Below are 16,251 nucleotides of genomic sequence, written 5' to 3' on the forward strand. Positions count from 1 at the left end.
CGCACCCTCCTTGATCCACAACAAGCCGTCCCCTGCCTGCCCCTACACCGTCGCGGTCATGCCCCACACACGAAGAAGCCCCTGCTCATCGAACAGGGGCTTCCTTTGCCACAACGCACTGAGGCAGTCCCGGACCCCCGCGATGCTGATGATCGCCGAGTGCTCCTCCCAGGTCCGTCAATGGGAGACCACCGTCCTTGCCAATGACCCCGCCATCCAGCGCACGCAGTACATGCCCGGAGTCGGACACCACATGTGGAACGGCCTGGACGACAACAACGATCGAGCCGCCGCCGTCATCACGGCGTTCCTTCAGGACAAGGCAGCGCCCCTGCCGAACTACCCGACCCGCGACGAGATCCCTACCTTCCTGTGCGATCACAAATGAAGGGGTTGCAGCCCCTCACCGGCAATGGCGGGCGAACCCTCGAAGTCGTCCGGGCCCTGAGCCGGGTACAGCCAAGGACGATTTCTCAGTCCGGAAAAGGCGCCCAGATGTAGACGTAGTCGCTGCCGGACAAGTCGCGTTCGCCGAACGCGGCATGGTCGGCCTGCCACTGCCGGGTGGCGGCTGACCGCGGCCGCCGACAGGCCGGCTGTGGAGCCGAGGAACTGCTCCACGGCGGGCACGAAGTCACCGGGGACTTGCGGCACCAGGGCCGCATGATCGCCGAGGAGAACCGCTTGCGCTCGCCGCTCACCTCGTCGAGGCGTTTGCCGTTCACCCTCGACGCCTTCACCTCGGCCACCCCGGCCGCGGTGGTGACCCTCCTGGGCTGCTGGTACCCGTTGCGGACCACGAACCGATGCCCGCTGCCGCGACCATCCCTGCGCCTGCGGGGATGGCCCCCGGTACGGCGAGGTTCGCTTCCAGGACGCTCTCGGCCGCCTCCGACGTCCGGAAAGCCCGCTCCGGAACGCAGGCGCCTTCCATCAGTCCCGCTCAGAGACGTGCGCGGTACTCAAAGGAAATGGTGCTCAGGGTCCACGATGTACGTGAGGATTCCGTGCCAGCCGGATTCGGGGTTCTCCAGAGCTACGGGATCCACAGACATCATCGCACTCCGGACACGGATCTGGGCGGCCTGGGGGTCGTAAGGCACCTCGATCTCGCTCTCCCATTCCGCGTCGAAGTGCGGGCGTTCCAGTTGGAGGAGATACAGGAAGTGCACGAAAGACCGGAGTGAGCTGTTCCAGAGGTAGATCTCGGAGTCGTCGGGCAGGCAGTAGACCTTGCCGGTGTCCGGATCGAAGGCGATGCCGTCATAGGGGACCATGCCCAGGCCGATCCACTTGCCCGCTCCCGGCGGGACGACGGAATATCGGTCCTCGAGTTTCTCGTCCCACTCCTCGACGCGCCCCAGGCGCTCTGCGATCCCTTCTTCCATGTCGAACCACGGATTGTCCCAGACAGGGATTCCCAATGTTCCCAGGACTTCCCTGGAATCAGGGTCGGCGACAGCAGAAAGACTTTCTGCCGGGGCCACGATCAGTTCGGCCGGGTCAAACACGGTCTCCAGCATCGCACGGGTGAGGGCGGGGGGGCGATTCATACTCTTTCCCTGTCATTTATGTCCGGTGCTCCGAGGCGCAAACGTATCATCTACTGGCCTGCAGTTCGGGGAGATAAAGTTGCATCTCGTCGTTCCCCGCGCCAAAACTGTGCGTGACTGCGGTGTTGGGTAATCTCTCCGCCATCCAGGCACTACAGTTCACCCCGGTTTCGCATGGCGCTCGTTCTGTGTACAACTGGGTTATTCTGTTTTCTTCGCCCTGTCTCAGGAATGGCGTACCGATCATGCGCTCCGAATGCCGGTACCCATTACTGCGCGCGACCAGTATGAAATCGCCCTTGCCGTTCGCGCCGTCCACCTTGGCCGCGGCATAGTTGTTGCTTGTGAAATTTCCCTTCCGGTCCAGGCCGCCGTAGCCCTCGTCCGCGTGGCGGGCGAGCTGGGTGGCCACGGAGAGATCGGTACTCCCCGCCGTCACCTGTTGCGACGAAACCTTCGGACGCGGAGTTTCCTTGCCCTCCTGGTCCGTTTTGAGCCTGGCATTCTGTTCACCCAGCCTGGGGCGCCCAATATTGGCTTCGTCGAGGCCCAGACGCTCCTTGTCCTCCGCCGTGAGCTCGGAATGACCACCACCGGGATGCAGTCGGCGAATACTTCCGTCGTCGGCCATATGGTAGACCGGCGTCTCACCCTTGGCGAGCTTCTCGATTTCCGCCGCATGCTTGGCGTCGGTCTCAAGATAGTTGTGCGAGACCTTATTGAGGCGGGCATGCGTATCGTGATAAAGCGCCTTGATGGATTTACCGGCGTCTTCACCGAGTGCCTTGCCCAGCTTCTTCGCGCCGTCCTCCAGCGCCGTGGTGATCTTGTTGGTCATTCGAACGACATCCCGGCGGCCCGAATTCTGAACTCCTCCGCATGCGAGGCGACCGTGCCGGCGTGGGCCTTCATCAGCTCGGCACGGGTCTGGAGTTCCTCCGGATGGACGGAGAAGCCGGTCCCCGCTCCCGCGCCATCGGCCGACATGCCGAGCGCGGACTCGGTGGCCTTGAACATCAAGCCGCTCGCCGCCCTCGCGACAACCTCGACCAGCGGGTTGACCGCGGCCTCGATGACCGCGCCGATGATGTACTGCTCCAACTGTTGCTCAAGGTAGTCAACGGCCTTTTCCGCCGCCTCCACGATCAGTGCCTCGGCGGCCTCCGCCAGTCCGAGCGTGGCAACAGCGGCCGCCTGATCGGCTACGAACGACGCGGCCAGGACCACGAGTTCGGCAATGGCGGCCTCCTTCATCCCCACGATGACGTCGGCAGCCACATCGAGCGCGGTCGCCACTGCGTGGCAGGCGGCCAGCAGCTCGGACATGTGGCCGTTCGACATCTGCCCCCACTTGGCGAGCAACGCGTCGTAGGAGGCGCCCTGGTACACGTCAGCCATCTTCTTGATGGTGGCCGTGGAGTCCTGGTGTGTCTCGTCCACTTTCGTGGCGAAGTCGCGTACGTGCTTGGCGAACTCCCGTACCTTGTCCTCGTTCACATTCGGCCAGTTGACGCCGATGAACTGGAGCAACGATACGACTTCTTCGGGTAGTTCAATGGCCAAGTTCCCGCTCCCCCGTCAAGTCGGCCAAGACTGAACCAGGTTCGCGCGGATCTGATCGTTCGACGCCATGGCGGGGCAAAAGTTCGACAATGAAACGGGCGCCGGGCGGCTCAGCTGTCCGGCATCCCCGGGGCCGGGCTCGGTCTCACTCGTCACTCCACAGCCGCGCGGCGTTGAGGCTCAGTGCGTAGGAGCCCTCGCTGCCCCCGATCGTGAGGCGGAGCCGGGAATCAGAAGGGGGCTGCTGGTCTGCGACAACCGGCGCGGAGGTGCAGGCGAGGGAGGAACACGGCAGGAGGAGCGGGAGGACACGAACCCTGCCGGAAGGCAGATGCCACAGGTGGAGTGAGGCGTCGTTCCAGGCGACGGCGAGGAGAGGGCCGACAGAAGTCTGCTGGGCGCTGATGGCCGTGGCGAGGGCGGGCCGCTGCTCGACGGGACGGGGCATGGGGTCTGCCGAGGTTTTCCAGAGTCGGACGGTGCCGTCCATGGCCGTGCTCATCACCAGCGTCTGCCCTTCGCCGGGCAGAGCCAGGGACGTGACGGCAGTGACCGGAGCGGAGTGCAGCACACGTGAGAGGGGAGCAGCCTCAGAGGTCTCCAGGCTCCATACGTGAACACCTCCCTGCTCGTCCCCGATCACCACGAACCTGCCGCAGGGGCTGTGTCCGAGAGCAGTGGGCCGCAGATCCGCATCTGCGAGACCGGCCCGGCCGTGGTGGGCCGCGATGCGGCCGAGAACGCCACCCGGCTCTTCACCGGTGTGGTGAAGGGCGCCGGTGTCACTGAGCAGAAGCGCGCCATGCTCAGCGCAGGCCGCCATGCCGTCGAGGCAGGGCACGCCGGCTGCGGACTGCGGGACGGAGACGCCGTACCTGCCGGTGCCGGCGTCCATCTCGAAGACGTTTCCCAGAGGATCGGCGGCCAGGATCGTTCCCGGCTTGCCGGGAACGGCTGCCAGGGCGCTCACGGTCGTGTCCCGCCGGGCCCAGACCGCCGCCCAGGAGTGGTCTGCGAGGAGGGGCAGCAGGTAGCGGGCGAGGAGGGAGCTGGACTCCAGGGATGCCGCGTGGAGTACGGCCGCACGGTCAGAGGTCTCGTACTGCGCGTCCGAGAGGTGGGGCGCCGCCAGCCTCCACGTCTGCCGAAGTCCTCGCGGAGCGGGAGTCCGCTCATCCGCCAGACACGCAGCGAGGGAAACGGTCGACCCATGGACCAGGAACCCGGGGTCCCTGACGAGCTCCACCAGGGCGGTCTCTGGATCGGGCGCGGTCAGTGCCCGGTCCAGGGCATGTTCACGGGCGGTCTCGGACGCGTGGTCCCACCGCACGTGCCCCTCAGGAGTGCGTGGCAGCAGAAAGCCGTCCTCCGCGGTCGGAGCCGCGCCGGCGGCCGTGAACGGCTCGTCGCCGACGTCGATGGTCGTGACGACCCCGACGCTTTCCAGGCCGTCGAGCAGAGCGGTGTCGCCGACCTCGACGACAGCGCGGGTCTGCGGCAGGGCCAGAAGAGGCGCAAGAAGATCACGGACCAGGGTCGCCGGATCGGCCGCCGGGCGGTCGGCCGGGCCACGGCCGGATCGGTGCAGATCAACCACCAGCACCAACAGCGGCCTTCGGTCCACCGCCAGCCGCTCCAGCAGCCGCTCCGGCGCCAGTGGCCCGTAGCCGAGTTGGCGCCCGAGTTCCCAGGCGACAGCGTCCGTGAAGAGGCCCTCGGACAGGACCGTGGCGTGGACCGTGGTCGACGGACGGCTCGCGGAGCCGGCGAGGAACCAGGCCATCAACTGGCTCTTGCCGCTGCCTCGTGCGCCGCGGACCAGGCAGAGCCTGGACTCCTCCGGCCGGGCGCGGGCCGCCCACGCGAGCAGTGCCGGTCCGTGGGTGGCGGTGACCCCGTCGAGTGGCGGCCATTGCGTGATGTCCGGCCCCGTGGACGCCGGCGAGAGACTCACCGTTCCGCCGCCGTGCCGTCGTCCGTGCCGCCGGCGTTCCTGCGCAGCAGGCGGATGCCCTCCGCACGGGAGTCGGCCGACTCGCCGTAGGAGATGGTGTGCGTCACCTCCACGTGCGGGAAGACCTCGGCCAGCCACATGGAGCAGTAGTGGCCCGGCATGAAGCAGGGCTGCAGGTCGGTATGGATGCGCAGGACCTGCTCCGGGCCGATGCCGGCGGCGCGCAGCCTGTCCCACAACCGCTCTTCGGGGTGGGCGGTGATCGTGCCGGCCTGGGTGACGATCCGCTTGCCGTGCTCGGCGTCGACATACTCGAAGGCAGCGTAGTTCTCCGCGCTCGCGGTGTCGCGGATGTCGTCCAGGACCCTGGGCCACCAGTCCTCCGGGTCCGCGAAAGCCGACGGGTCGCGGGCATGCAGGCGTTCCTGAAGGGTCTCGAACGCCGAGGAGGCCACGGCAGGTTGGTCGGTGGTGAGGATGACGCGCAAGGCGTCACCCAGTTCCACGAGACACGCGGCGAAGGCCTCCGGGGAGGAGCTCACGAACCGCCGCTCCTCGTCGTAGTCCAACAGCACCGCCCATACGGCGCCTTGCGGGTCGGCGCACAGTTCGAAACCGCCGTCGCTGCCCAACCGCGCCCAGGAGGCGCACTCTTCGCGGGCGACACGGTGCCCGGCTGCGGCAGCGTACGCGCCCAGCGCCACCAAGTCGCGGTCGAGCGTGGAGAAATAGGGGCCGACCTTGCGCGGTACCGAAATCCCGGCGAGGCGGTGCACGGGAGAGTCGGCGGACTCTCGCTCGCCGGCCGGTTCGAAGGTCCGGAAGATGGGTTCGTCGATCACCGGAGGTTGCTCCTTGGGCTCCGTACCAGGCTGCGGTGTTGCGCGCTGCGGGCTTGTCCGTGTCATCCGCCGGGATCGGCGCGAGCGTCAGTATTACTCCACATCGGGGTTCTCATCGAACCAGGGGGTCGCGAGCAGCTCAACGCGGCACGGTCGACGGCCCTCGTGGACGAAGACACCACACGGCAGTCCGGAAAGCCAGGCTCAGCCGCCGCGCCGTACCCGGGCCGCCTTTCGGGCCTCCGCGAGCTTGCGGGCCTCGCTGTTCCTGCGTGAAGTCCTGCCGCCTGAGGCGCTCTTCGCGTCCTTCGTACTGCCCAGGCCGCCGAACGGGACGTTGTGGTTCTTGGGGCGCGGTACGGCCGGGCTGCCGTCGAGAGGCTTTCCGGAGGGGGCCTTGGCGCCGGTGATCCGGCTCAGCTCGGCCTCGCCGGAACGGACTTTGGTGACCGTGGGGGCGATGTCGGCGTCCGCCATGACCTGGCTCGTCTCACGGCGCTGTCCCGACAGGACGAGGGTCACGACGGTGCCTGAGCGGCCGGCCCGGGCCGTGCGGCCCGCGCGGTGCAGATAGTCCTTCGGGTCGGTGGCCGGGTCGACGCTGACCACCAGGTCGAGGTCGTCGATGTGCAGGCCGCGTGCGGCGACGTTCGTCGCCACGAGCGCGGTGACCTGGCCGTTCTTGAACTGGGCAAGGGTCCGGGTGCGCTGCGGCTGGGGCTTCCCGCTGTGCAGGGCGGCGGCGGCCACGCCGTTGGCCCGCAGATGCCGCGTGAGCAGGTCGACGCCGTGCTTGGTGTCCAGGAACAGCAGGACGCGCCCGTCCCGGGCGGCGATCTCCGTGGTCACGGCGTACCGGTCCGGACCGTGGACGACGAAGACGTGGTGCTCGATCGCGGGGACCGCGCTGGACGAGGGGTCCACGGAGTGGACGGCGGGGTCGCGCAGGTAGTCCTGCACCAGCTGGTCGACGTCGCGGTCGAGGGTGGCGGAGAACAGCATCCGCTGCCCGTCGGGGCGCACCTGGTCCAGGATCTCGGTGACCTGGGGCAGGAACCCCATGTCACACATCTGGTCGGCCTCGTCCAGGACCGTGATGCGCACCCGTCCCAGTCGGCAGCCCTTGCGCTCGATGAGGTCGTGCAGCCGGCCGGGCGTGGCGACGACGATCTCGGCGCCCTCCCGCAGCACGGCGGTCTGCCGTCCGACGGACACTCCGCCCACCACGGTCGCGAGCCGCAGCCGCAGGGCCTCGGCGTAGGGGGTGAGTGCCTCACCGACCTGCTGCGCCAGTTCCCTGGTGGGTACCAGAACGAGCGCCAGTGGTTCTTTGGGCTGCGCGCGCTGCCCGGCGGTCCGGGCGAGCATCCCCAGGCCGAAGGCGAGCGTCTTGCCGGATCCCGTGCGGCCCCGGCCCAGGACGTCCCGACCCGCGAGCGCGTTCGGCAGCGCCGCCGCCTGGACGGGGAAGGGCACAGTCACTCCGTGCTCGTCGAGCACCCGCAGAATCGCGGTCGGCAGCCCCAGCTGCCCGAAGGACGCCACCGCGCGCGGAGCCGAGGTCGCGTCCGACGCCTCGGACACGGAGTCCTGCTGCCCGGCATCGGCACGTGCTGATTCGCTCACAGAAAGCCTTCCTCCGAAGGGACCGTACCGAGGAAGGCGCGGCGGGGACGCGGCCACCGGCCAGGGACCCGAACGGGGAACCGGCACAGCGACGCTGCAAACGTCCCACGTTAGCACGGGGCAGCCCCCACCGGGCCTCCCACGGAGTCGTCAAGGCCAAGGACGGGTGTCCGCGGGGCAGTTATGATCGCGGAAGGGTGAGTCGGACACGACGAGGGGGCTCGCGTTGGATCGCCTGGCAGGAGCGGACCCGGAAGTCGGTCCGGCCCAGTTCGTGCTTGACGGGTTCACCCTCTTGCGGGGAGTTCCCGCGGGGCTCGTCCGTCGTCACGGCAAGGTCACCGCAGCAGGACGACCGGACGCGGTGGGCCTGTGACCGGCCGGTCGGCGCGTGCCGTGCTGCCGCGGTCGCCGGCCGCGTGGCTCGGGCCGATCGCGGTCCTCGCCGCGCTGGTGGTCGCAGTGATCGGGGTCATGTACGCCGGCCACAGCGAGCCCGGCAGGGTGGACCGGTGGATCGTCCCGCCGACGGCGGACAGTGTGCGGCCGCCGTGGCGGTACGTCGCTCTGACCCTGGACTTCCTGGGGGAGCCCGCCGGGTCGGCGATGCTGATCGGGGCCATCGTCGCGGGCTTCCTGCTGCTTCGGCGCCCTCGGGCGGCGGTGCTCGTCGTCGCCGGCGCCGCCGTGACCGTGGGGACGGCGACGCTGCTCAAGCATGTGGTGGGACGCACCATCCATGGCGCCGGCAACCTGTCCTATCCGAGCGGGCACACCGCCTTCTTCACCGGACTCGCTCTCATCGCAGCGCTGCTCGCGGCCGGCCGGCTCGGCCTCGGCAGGACGGCCGGCCGGTCACTCGTGCTCGCCGCGGCGCTGCTGGCCGGCGCGGCGATGGGATGGGCTGAGGTCGCCCTGGGCGCGCACTACCCGACCGACGCCCTCGGCGGCTGGTGCACCGCGCTGGCGGTGGTTCCGGCGACCGCGTGGCTGGTCGACCGGATCGCCGACCGGCTGGCCCATCGGATGGCCGGCGCCGGTCGGCGGGAGCGTCGCTGACGTCACGCCAAGCGGCGGAACACGGGCTTCACGGGTCGTCCGGTCAGCCAGGGGGTGGGGTCGGCGGCGTCCAGTGCCTTCCGGTACACCGCACATGCCTGGGCCACCACGTCGACGGTGTGATCGATGTCGGCGTCGCTGAGCGCACTGCTCACCACGAACGACGGGGCCAGCACCCCGCCCGCGAGGAGCCGGTGCAGGAACAGGGTGCGGTACCGCTGCGAGGGCTGCCCGTTCTCGTCGAGGGTGGCGAAGACCAGGTTGCTGGCCCGGCCCCGGACGACGATGTGCTCGCCGACGCCCATGCCGGCCGCGGCGTCGCGGACACCGGCGGCCAAGCGCTCGCCAAGGGCGTGCAGCCGTGCCGTGACGCCCTCCTCGGCGTAGATGGTCTGCACGGCCATCGCGGCGGCCAGTGAGTGCGTCTCCGCGCCGTGCGTGGTGGACAGCAGGAACACCCGGTCGCCGGAGTGCCGCAGCCCACCGCGCTCCATCAGCTCGCGTCGCCCGGCCAGCGCGGAGACGGCGAATCCGTTGCCCAGCGCCTTGCCGAACGTGGAGAGGTCGGGGACGACGCCGTACAGGCCCTGGGCGCCCGCCTCGGACCAGCGGAAGCCGGTGATCATCTCGTCGAAGATCAGGACGCAGCCGTGCCGGTCGGCCAGTTCGCGCAGGCCGGCGAGGTAGCCGGGCGGCGGTTCGGTGTGGGTGGCGGGTTCGAGGATCAGACAGGCGACCTCGTCCTGGTACCGGGTGAGCAGTTCCTCCGTGGCGGCCAGGTCTCCGTAAGGGAAGGACACGGTGAGTTCGTTGGTCGCCGCCGGGATACCGGCGGACATCGGCGTGGTGCCGATGAACCAGTCGTCGGTGGAGAAGAAGGGGTGGTCGGCGCAGAGGGCCACCCGTGGGCGCCCGGTGGCGGCGCGGGCGAGGCGCACCGCGGCGGTGGTGGCGTCGGAGCCGTTCTTCGCGAACTTCACCATCTCGGCTGTCGGTACCGTGGCCAGGAAGCGTTCCGCGGCTTCGAGTTCCACGATGGACGGCCGGACGAAGTTGCTGCCGCGGTCGAGTTCCCGCCGTACCGCCTCCGTCACGCGTGGGTGGGCGTGGCCGAGGCTGACCGAGCGCAGGCCTGAGCCGTACTCGACGTAGCGGTTGCCGTCGATGTCCCACACATGGGCACCGCGGCCGTGGCTGATGACCGGGGCCAGGTTCTCGGGGTACTGGTCGTCGCCCTTGGCGTAGGTGTGCGCGCCGCCGGGGATCATGGCGTGCAGCCGCTCGTTCGCCGACCGCGACCGGGGGAGGAGGAACTCGGCGGTCTCCTCGGTGTGTTCGGTGTCCAAGCCCGCTTCACCCTTCCTTGTGCTTCAGGACCTCGGCGAGGCTCGGTGCCTCCCGGTCCCGTTGGGACATCGACGTGACCGGCAGTGGCCAGGGAATGGCGAGTTCCGGGTCGTCGAAGGCGATCGTCACGTCCTCGGACGGATCGTGCTGACGATCGATACGGTAAGAGGTGTCCGCGACTTCGGTAAGAGCCTGGAAACCATGCGCGCATCCTGCGGGGATGTACACGGTCTTCTGCGTCTCGCCGGACAGTTCGAAGAAGGCCCGGTTGCAGTACGTCGGCGAGTTGGGCCTCAGGTCCACGACGACATCGAAGATCTTCCCGTACGAGCACCGCACCAGCTTGGCCTCGCCGGCGCCGGAACGCAGGTGCATGCCGCGCAGCACGCCCCGGACCGAACGGGACACGCTGTCCTGGACGAAGGCGTGCGGGTCGAGGCCCACCGAGCGGACCACATCGGCGTCGAAGGTACGGCAGAAGAAACCGCGCTCGTCGGCGTACGGCGTCGGCTCGAACAGGTACGCGCCGGCGATCTCCGGGACTTCGGTCGCTTTCATGGAGCCTTCCGCGGGGTCTGGATGGGGTCGGCCGCCGGGAACAGGGCCGCGGTCAACGCGGCGAACTGGTCGGCGAGTTGCTGCGCGGCGGCCTGGTTGCGCTCGGTGAGGGTCTGTCTTAGCTCCGCCGAGTGCTTCTCCAGGTCCCGGAACTGTTCGAGCAGCCGGTCGGCGTCGACTTCGCGCGCCGGATGGCAGTACGCGCCCAGCCCCATCCGGTCCATGAGCGCGTCGCTCTTCGCCGCATAGCAGAGGGCGAGCACCGGTGTGCCGGTCTTCAGCGCGCAGATGAGGTTGTGGTAGCGGACCGCCACCACGGTGTCGGCGGCCGCCATCTCCGTCATCAGGTCGGCCAGTGAGGCCGGTTCGGCAGCGGTGACCAGCGGTGAGCCGACGGCGTCGAGGATCGCGGCGACCACGGACAGATCGCACTGGTCGCCGGTGAGCAGCCGGACCGGCCTGCCCTCCTCGACCAGCGTGCGGACGAACCGGATCGTCCCGTCGAGGTAGCGCCGGTAGATCTCCTCGGCCCGGGCGCGGTCGTCGTTGCCGCCGTGGAAGTCCATGACACCCACGCAGACCGTGCCCGGCGAGCCCGAGGGCGCGCTCGCCCGCGGCGTCGGCAGGGAGAACGCGAGGTCGGGGTAGACCTCGTCGCGCCTGGTGTCCACGCCCATCGCGCGCATCGCGTCGCGGGACGGGGCGTCCCGGTAGGACCGGTACGCGGCCAGTCGCCCCGACCAGCGCACCAGGGCCCGGGTCGGCCGGTTGCCGATCGCGGCGGCACCGACGCTGACCAGCGCGACCCGGGTGCCCAGCAGCCGGCCGCTCGCGCAGAGCAGGAACAGCGAGTACGGGAAGCCCCAGGGCCGCAGCGGCAGTGTGGCCTCCAGGACGCCCATGCCCGGCACGATCACCACGTCGTGCCGGCGCACCCAGGCGGCGGTACGGAAGACGTCGACGAGTTTGCCCAGCCCCTTGCCCGCGATCGCGCCCGCCCGCGACGCGGTCCGGTACTCGCCGCGGTACCAGTGCAGCCGGGTCGCGGGAATCCCGAACCGGGTCGTCACGGCCTCGGGTCCGCCGCACAGGGCGTCCACGGCCGCGTCGGGATGCTCGGTGCGGAGATAGCCGAGGACGGCCTCGAGCGAGCCGTCGTTGCCGAGGTTGCCCGAGCCGAGGAGGCCGAACACCCCCACGCGTGGTGCCGTCTTCATGCCCGCCGCCCCTCGCGGCCCGCGACGAGGGCGTCCACGGAGACGGTGAGCGCGGCCGGGTCGACCGGGGCGCGGTCCTCGACCCGCTCGCCGGCGCCCGGCCGGACCCGGCTGGTCATCCAGGCGGCCAGGTGGCGGTAGCAGGCGCGCCGGTCGGCCGGGGACAGCGGGGCCCGCCGGATCGCCGAGGCGAAGCCCCAGACGTACTCGGCGAGCAGCCGGGGAGTCGGGTGCAGCCGGCCGGCCCGGCGCGGGTCCAGATTGACGCACCGGGCGCGCTTGCTGGGGTTCGCCCGCTCGGCGCGGGTGGGGTGGTCGCGGCGGAAGTACAGGAGTTCCGGCACCTGGTGGAAGCGCCCGTGCAGGGTGATCTCGGCGACGAACGTGCGGTCCGCGTGGTGGTAGCTGTCCATCGGCTTCACCCGGCGCAGGGCGTCGGCCCGGATCACCCCGTAGAAGTCGTCACCGCCGGGCTCGAACAGCAGGCTGCGGAAGCGCTCCGGGGCGTGCGGCGAGCCGGTGGCGAGCGTGTACTCGTAAGGGACCGTCACCTGGCCGTCGCCGTCGATGACCGCCTGGTCGGCGTGCGCGAGGATGACGTCCGGCCGCTCGTCCAGCGCCTGGACGCAGCGCCGCAGCAGATCGCGGGCGTAGAGGTCGTCGTGCGAGGCCCACTTGAACAGCTCGCCGCGGCACTGGGTGAACACGTAGTTGTGGTTCGGCGTGGCGCCGACGTTCCGGAGCAGCCGGATGTACCGGATGCGCGGGTCCTGCGCGGCGTACTTGCGGCAGATGTCCTCGGTTCCGTCGGTCGAGGCGTTGTCGGAGATGACCAGCTCGAAGTCCTCGTAGGTCTGGCCGAGCAGGGCGTCGAGCGACTCGGCCAGGTACTCCTCGCCGTTGTAGACGGGCAGGCCGATGCTCAGCCTGGGTCGGTCGGTCATGAGGTCCTCACTTCGGGAACGAGGTTGTCGTGGTGCTCACGCAGGGCGGACCGCAGTTGCAGCCACCACACGGCCGAGCCGCTGACGGTCGCGGCGGCGACGCCCCAGGCCGAGCCGACCGTGCCGGCCAGGGCCGCTCCGCCGAGCCCGCCGCCGACGTAGCAGGCGGAGGCGAACAGCTGGGAGCGCAGACTGCGCCGGGCGGCGCCGAGCGCGCGCAGCCCGGCCGCCGCGCCGGTGCCGAGGCCCGCTCCCGCGACGCCGAGGGTGATCTGGACGATGAGCTGCGAGGAGGAGTGCCAGACGTCGCCGAGCACGAGGTGGCCGAGCCGGTCCGGCATCAGCAGCAGGGCCCCGCCCCAGAGCAGCGCGCCGGCGGCCTGTCCGCCGCCCAGCAGGAGGCAGAACGTGCCGAGGCGGTGCGGGGCCTGCCTCAGTACCCGTGCCGCCTCGGGGACGGTGACCAGCGACAGGCCCATCAGTACGGCGAGGAACGGGCCCATCAGGAGCTCGGCGCCGCGCACCGCACCCACCGCGCCGAGCCCGACGATCGCGCCGAGGCCGTACGCCCGCAGCTGGCTCGCGCCGCTGAGGCAGGTGTTCTCGACCAGGTACCGGTAGCCGAGATCGCGCTGTTCGCGCAGCCAACCGCGCGCCCCGGTCACCCGGGGCAGGATGTCGGACTGGAAGTAGCCGTACACCGCCGCCACCGTGGCGGAGGCGCCCCAGGCCAGCACGAAAGCGGCCACGGTGCCTACGTGGGCCGCCACGACCATGGCCGGGACGAGCGCGACGCCCCACACGACGTCGTTGACGAACGCCTTGCGCCCGGCACCGGCGGCGAAGAACGAGAACCGCCAGGCGTCCTGCAGCAGCAGCCCCGGCAGCATGGCCCCGAGACAGACGAACGCGGGCCCCACGCGGCCGCCGAGGGCCGGTCCGACCACCAGACACACCGCGCCGATGACCGCGCCCACACCGAGTGCGGTGCCCGTCGAGCGGGCCACCGCCCCTCGCCAGGACGCTTCCGGCACGCCGCTGAAGCGCACCACGAGCGGATCGGTGGCCAGCCCGCGGGAGACGTTGAGCACCACGCCGTAGGTCACCCAGGCCAGGCTGAACACGCCGAACGCGGTGACCCCCAGCGAGCGGGCCACGTAGATGCCCACCGCGAAGTTGCTGATGCTGGAGGCCGCCTGGTCGGCGAGCCCCCAGGACAGCCGGCCGGCGATGGCCCGCCGGGCGGATCCGGCCGATGGTGTCGTCTTCTCCCCCTCGATGGTCATCCGCGTCATGCCTTGATCAGTCCGGCGGCGTGCAGGGCGTCGGCCGCGTGGGCGACGGTGTCGAACGGCAGCCCGGACCGCTCGGCCACGTCCAGCAGACTGTGCTCGCCGTCGGAGAGGTTGAGCACCCAGAGCATGGCCATCTGGGCCTGCTTGGTGTCGCTGCGGCCGCCGAGCGCGTCGTAGAGCCCGCGTCGGCCCAGCTGTGGTTCGCCGTAGGGGCTGAGGTTGACGTACTGGCGGTTGCGGTCGAGGACGGCGAACGCCTCGCGGCAGACGGAGAGGGTGTCCGCCATCGCTTCTGGGGAGACGAAGTCCAGATTGTCCGCCGAGGTGTGGTACTCGGGGTAACCGGCGTACGGGGTCCGGGTGAGCGAGCCCACGCCGAGATTGAACCCGGGCGAGCAGAACTGCCGCTCGTCGTAGCCGTACGGAGTGAACTCGTTGACCTGGTGCGGGCGTTCGGATGCGGCCAGCACGTGCCGCATCACCCGGTCGATCTCCGCGTCGCCGCGTCTGCTCTGCTTGTACGTCACCTGGCCCCGGTCCCCGGCGCAGGCCAGCACGAGGCCGTGCTTGACTCGTTCCACCCGCTCGGCGTTGCGGGCCAGCCAGGTGATCGCCCCGATGGTGCCGGGCGCGAAGATGAACCGGTAGGTGTAGTACGGCGTCTGCTCGGCCAGCGCCCTGGCCAGGAACGTCGCCACCGCGACGCCGGCCATGTTGTCGTTGGCCAGCGACGGGTGGCAGACGTGGCAGGAGACGATCACCTCGTCGGCGACCTGCCCGGGCACCACGTGCTCGGCATAGGTGAGGTGGCCGTCGGCGAGTGTGGAGTCGATGCGCACCTCGTACTCGCCGTCCGGCATCGCGTCCAGGGTCTCCTGGGACAGGCAGAACCCCCATTCCGGCTTGTAGTAACTCGTGCGGTACGGCACCAAGGACGGCTGGTCGGGCAGGGTGTGCAGGTGTTCGCGCAGCTCGGCCAGCGGCATGGTCGCCGACACCGGCACGCTGTAGCCGAGCACGTGCAGGCTGGACGCGGCGAAGTCGACGACCCGGTGGCCTGCGCTGTCGGCGATGTACGCGTCGCGGATGTTCCACTCCTGCGGCACCGTCCAGTCGAGCACCTGGGTCCCGGTCGGCACCTCGTGCACCTGCAGCGGGAGGTACTCGCCGACGATGTCCAGGGTGGCGCGCACACCGTCGCCGGTGATGCTCCGGCACAGCGGGTACAGCCGCTCCACCAGGGCGTACATCTCCTCGCCGGGGTTGGTCATCGGCGCCACCGCAGGGTGTCGTCGACGGTGCCGGCGTCGGAGGCCGCGCGCAGCACCGCGAGACGGGTGAAGCGCCGGTCGAAGTCGTCCTTGGTCAGCCCGAACTGCCGGTAGGCGTCGGCGAGTTCGAGGGCACCGCGCTTCACCGTCCACTCGCAGTCGAAGCCGGGGATCGCGGCGCGGAACCGGGAGAAGTCCACCCGGTAGGAGCGCGGGTCGGCCCCGTTCTCCCCGGTGATCCTCACCTTCGCGCCGGGCACCGCCTCGGCGACCTGCTCGGCGATCTCGGCGACCGTGACGTTGTTGGTCTCGCTGCCGATGTTGAACGCCCGGTCGTGCACCGCTTCGCGCGGCGCGGTCAGCGCGGCCGTGAAGGCCCGGGCGATGTCGGCGGCGTGCACCAGCGGGCGCCAGGGGGTGCCGTCGGAGAGCACCAGCACCTCGCCGGACAGCAGCGCGTGGCCCACCAGGTTGTTCAGCACGATGTCGGCGCGCAGCCGGGGCGAGTAGCCGAAGGCGGTGGCGTTGCGCATGAACACCGGGGTGAAGTCGTCGTCGGCGAGCGCGTGCAGGTCGTCCTCCACGCGCACCTTGGACTCCGCGTACGGCGTCACCGGGCGCAGCGGGGCGTCCTCGCCGACCAGGTCCTCGCCGCCGGCGGCGCCGTAGACCGAGCAGGTGGAGGCATACAGGAAGCGCCGCACTCCGGCCTCGCGGGCCAGCCGGGCCAGCCGTACGGACGCGTGGTGGTTGATGTCGTAGGTGAGTTCCGGCGCCAGCGAGCCCAGCGGGTCGTTGGACAGGGCGGCCAGGTGGATCACGGCGTCCACCCCGGCCACGTGTTCGGCCGTGACGTCACGCAGGTCCACCCGGTGCCCCCGCGGGTCCGCGGGGGTCTCGCCGAGGACGCAGTCGGCGAACAGGCCGGCGTCGAGGCCGACGACCTCGTGTCCGGCGGCGGCGAGGACAGGGGCCATGACGGTGCCCAGATATCCCTGGTGTCCGGTCAGTAGTACGCGCAA

The 16,251-nt window shown here is 70.2% G+C and carries 15 protein-coding genes and 1 pseudogene; 2 read left to right on the plus strand and 14 right to left on the minus strand.

Annotation, left to right across the window (positions count from 1 at the left end; all coding sequences use genetic code 11):
- Positions 1-142 precede the first annotated feature (142 nt).
- Positions 143-388 (plus strand): hypothetical protein, encoded by a 246-nt coding sequence (locus LJ657_RS46050; protein WP_232655704.1) that lies wholly within the window; start codon positions 143-145, stop codon positions 386-388.
- 103 nt (positions 389-491) lie between these two features.
- Here LJ657_RS46050 and LJ657_RS46055 read toward each other — a convergent pair.
- The 7 genes and pseudogenes from LJ657_RS46055 to LJ657_RS46085 all read right to left on the minus strand — a co-directional run.
- Positions 492-815: pseudogene (locus tag LJ657_RS46055) on the minus strand (IS256 family transposase); the annotation flags it as partial.
- A gap of 147 nt (positions 816-962) precedes the next feature.
- Positions 963-1,553, minus strand: coding sequence for an SUKH-4 family immunity protein (locus LJ657_RS46060; protein ID WP_232655705.1), 591 nt, complete (start codon positions 1,551-1,553; stop codon positions 963-965).
- Between the two features lie 46 nt (positions 1,554-1,599).
- Entirely contained in the window at positions 1,600-2,391 is a 792-nt protein-coding gene (locus tag LJ657_RS46065; protein ID WP_232655706.1) for a nucleic acid/nucleotide deaminase domain-containing protein, read from the minus strand.
- Entirely contained in the window at positions 2,388-3,116 is a 729-nt protein-coding gene (locus LJ657_RS46070) for a WXG100-like domain-containing protein (RefSeq protein WP_232655707.1), read from the minus strand. Before LJ657_RS46070 ends, LJ657_RS46065 begins: the two co-directional genes overlap by 4 nt.
- 145 nt (positions 3,117-3,261) lie before the next feature.
- Positions 3,262-5,070: a WD40 repeat domain-containing protein gene (locus tag LJ657_RS46075; RefSeq protein WP_232655708.1), complete on the minus strand. Its 1,809-nt coding sequence runs from the start codon at positions 5,068-5,070 to the stop codon at positions 3,262-3,264.
- Positions 5,067-5,912 (minus strand): nucleic acid/nucleotide deaminase domain-containing protein, encoded by an 846-nt coding sequence (locus LJ657_RS46080; protein WP_232655709.1) that lies wholly within the window; start codon positions 5,910-5,912, stop codon positions 5,067-5,069. The genes LJ657_RS46075 and LJ657_RS46080 overlap by 4 nt, the downstream gene beginning before the upstream one ends.
- 204 nt (positions 5,913-6,116) lie before the next feature.
- Positions 6,117-7,538: a DEAD/DEAH box helicase gene (locus LJ657_RS46085; RefSeq protein ID WP_372488070.1), complete on the minus strand. Its 1,422-nt coding sequence runs from the start codon at positions 7,536-7,538 to the stop codon at positions 6,117-6,119.
- A 372-nt stretch (positions 7,539-7,910) separates the two neighbouring features.
- Between LJ657_RS46085 and LJ657_RS46090 the strand changes: the two genes are divergently transcribed.
- Positions 7,911-8,597, plus strand: a complete 687-nt coding sequence (locus tag LJ657_RS46090) for a phosphatase PAP2 family protein (protein ID WP_232655710.1) — start codon at positions 7,911-7,913, stop codon at positions 8,595-8,597.
- A 2-nt stretch (positions 8,598-8,599) separates the two neighbouring features.
- On the opposite strand, the gene LJ657_RS46095 is transcribed toward LJ657_RS46090, so the two are convergent.
- Genes LJ657_RS46095 through LJ657_RS46125 form a run of 7 tightly spaced genes read right to left on the minus strand, consistent with a single transcriptional unit; the run spans position 8,600 to position 16,251 of the window.
- Positions 8,600-9,943 carry a glutamate-1-semialdehyde 2,1-aminomutase gene (locus LJ657_RS46095; protein ID WP_269787710.1) on the minus strand — a complete coding sequence of 448 codons (1,344 nt, stop codon included), beginning with the start codon at positions 9,941-9,943 and terminating at the stop codon, positions 8,600-8,602.
- A 7-nt stretch (positions 9,944-9,950) separates the two neighbouring features.
- Positions 9,951-10,502 (minus strand): dTDP-4-dehydrorhamnose 3,5-epimerase, encoded by a 552-nt coding sequence (gene rfbC, locus LJ657_RS46100; RefSeq protein WP_232655711.1) that lies wholly within the window; start codon positions 10,500-10,502, stop codon positions 9,951-9,953.
- Complete coding sequence (locus tag LJ657_RS46105) at positions 10,499-11,719, minus strand: polysaccharide pyruvyl transferase family protein (RefSeq protein ID WP_232655712.1); 1,221 nt, start codon at positions 11,717-11,719, stop codon at positions 10,499-10,501. The genes rfbC and LJ657_RS46105 overlap by 4 nt, the downstream gene beginning before the upstream one ends.
- The gene (locus LJ657_RS46110) at positions 11,716-12,663 is read right to left on the minus strand and encodes a glycosyltransferase family 2 protein (RefSeq protein ID WP_232655713.1); all 948 of its coding nucleotides are present in this window, start codon (positions 12,661-12,663) and stop codon (positions 11,716-11,718) included. Before LJ657_RS46110 ends, LJ657_RS46105 begins: the two co-directional genes overlap by 4 nt.
- Positions 12,660-13,958 (minus strand): MATE family efflux transporter, encoded by a 1,299-nt coding sequence (locus LJ657_RS46115; RefSeq protein ID WP_232655714.1) that lies wholly within the window; start codon positions 13,956-13,958, stop codon positions 12,660-12,662. The genes LJ657_RS46110 and LJ657_RS46115 overlap by 4 nt, the downstream gene beginning before the upstream one ends.
- Positions 13,955-15,238, minus strand: coding sequence for a DUF4910 domain-containing protein (locus LJ657_RS46120; protein WP_232655715.1), 1,284 nt, complete (start codon positions 15,236-15,238; stop codon positions 13,955-13,957). The genes LJ657_RS46115 and LJ657_RS46120 overlap by 4 nt, the downstream gene beginning before the upstream one ends.
- Complete coding sequence (locus tag LJ657_RS46125) at positions 15,226-16,251, minus strand: NAD-dependent epimerase/dehydratase family protein (RefSeq protein WP_232655716.1); 1,026 nt, start codon at positions 16,249-16,251, stop codon at positions 15,226-15,228. Before LJ657_RS46125 ends, LJ657_RS46120 begins: the two co-directional genes overlap by 13 nt.

Source organism: Streptomyces guryensis (assembly GCF_021261325.1).
Classification (GTDB): Bacteria; Actinomycetota; Actinomycetes; order Streptomycetales; family Streptomycetaceae; genus Streptomyces; species Streptomyces guryensis.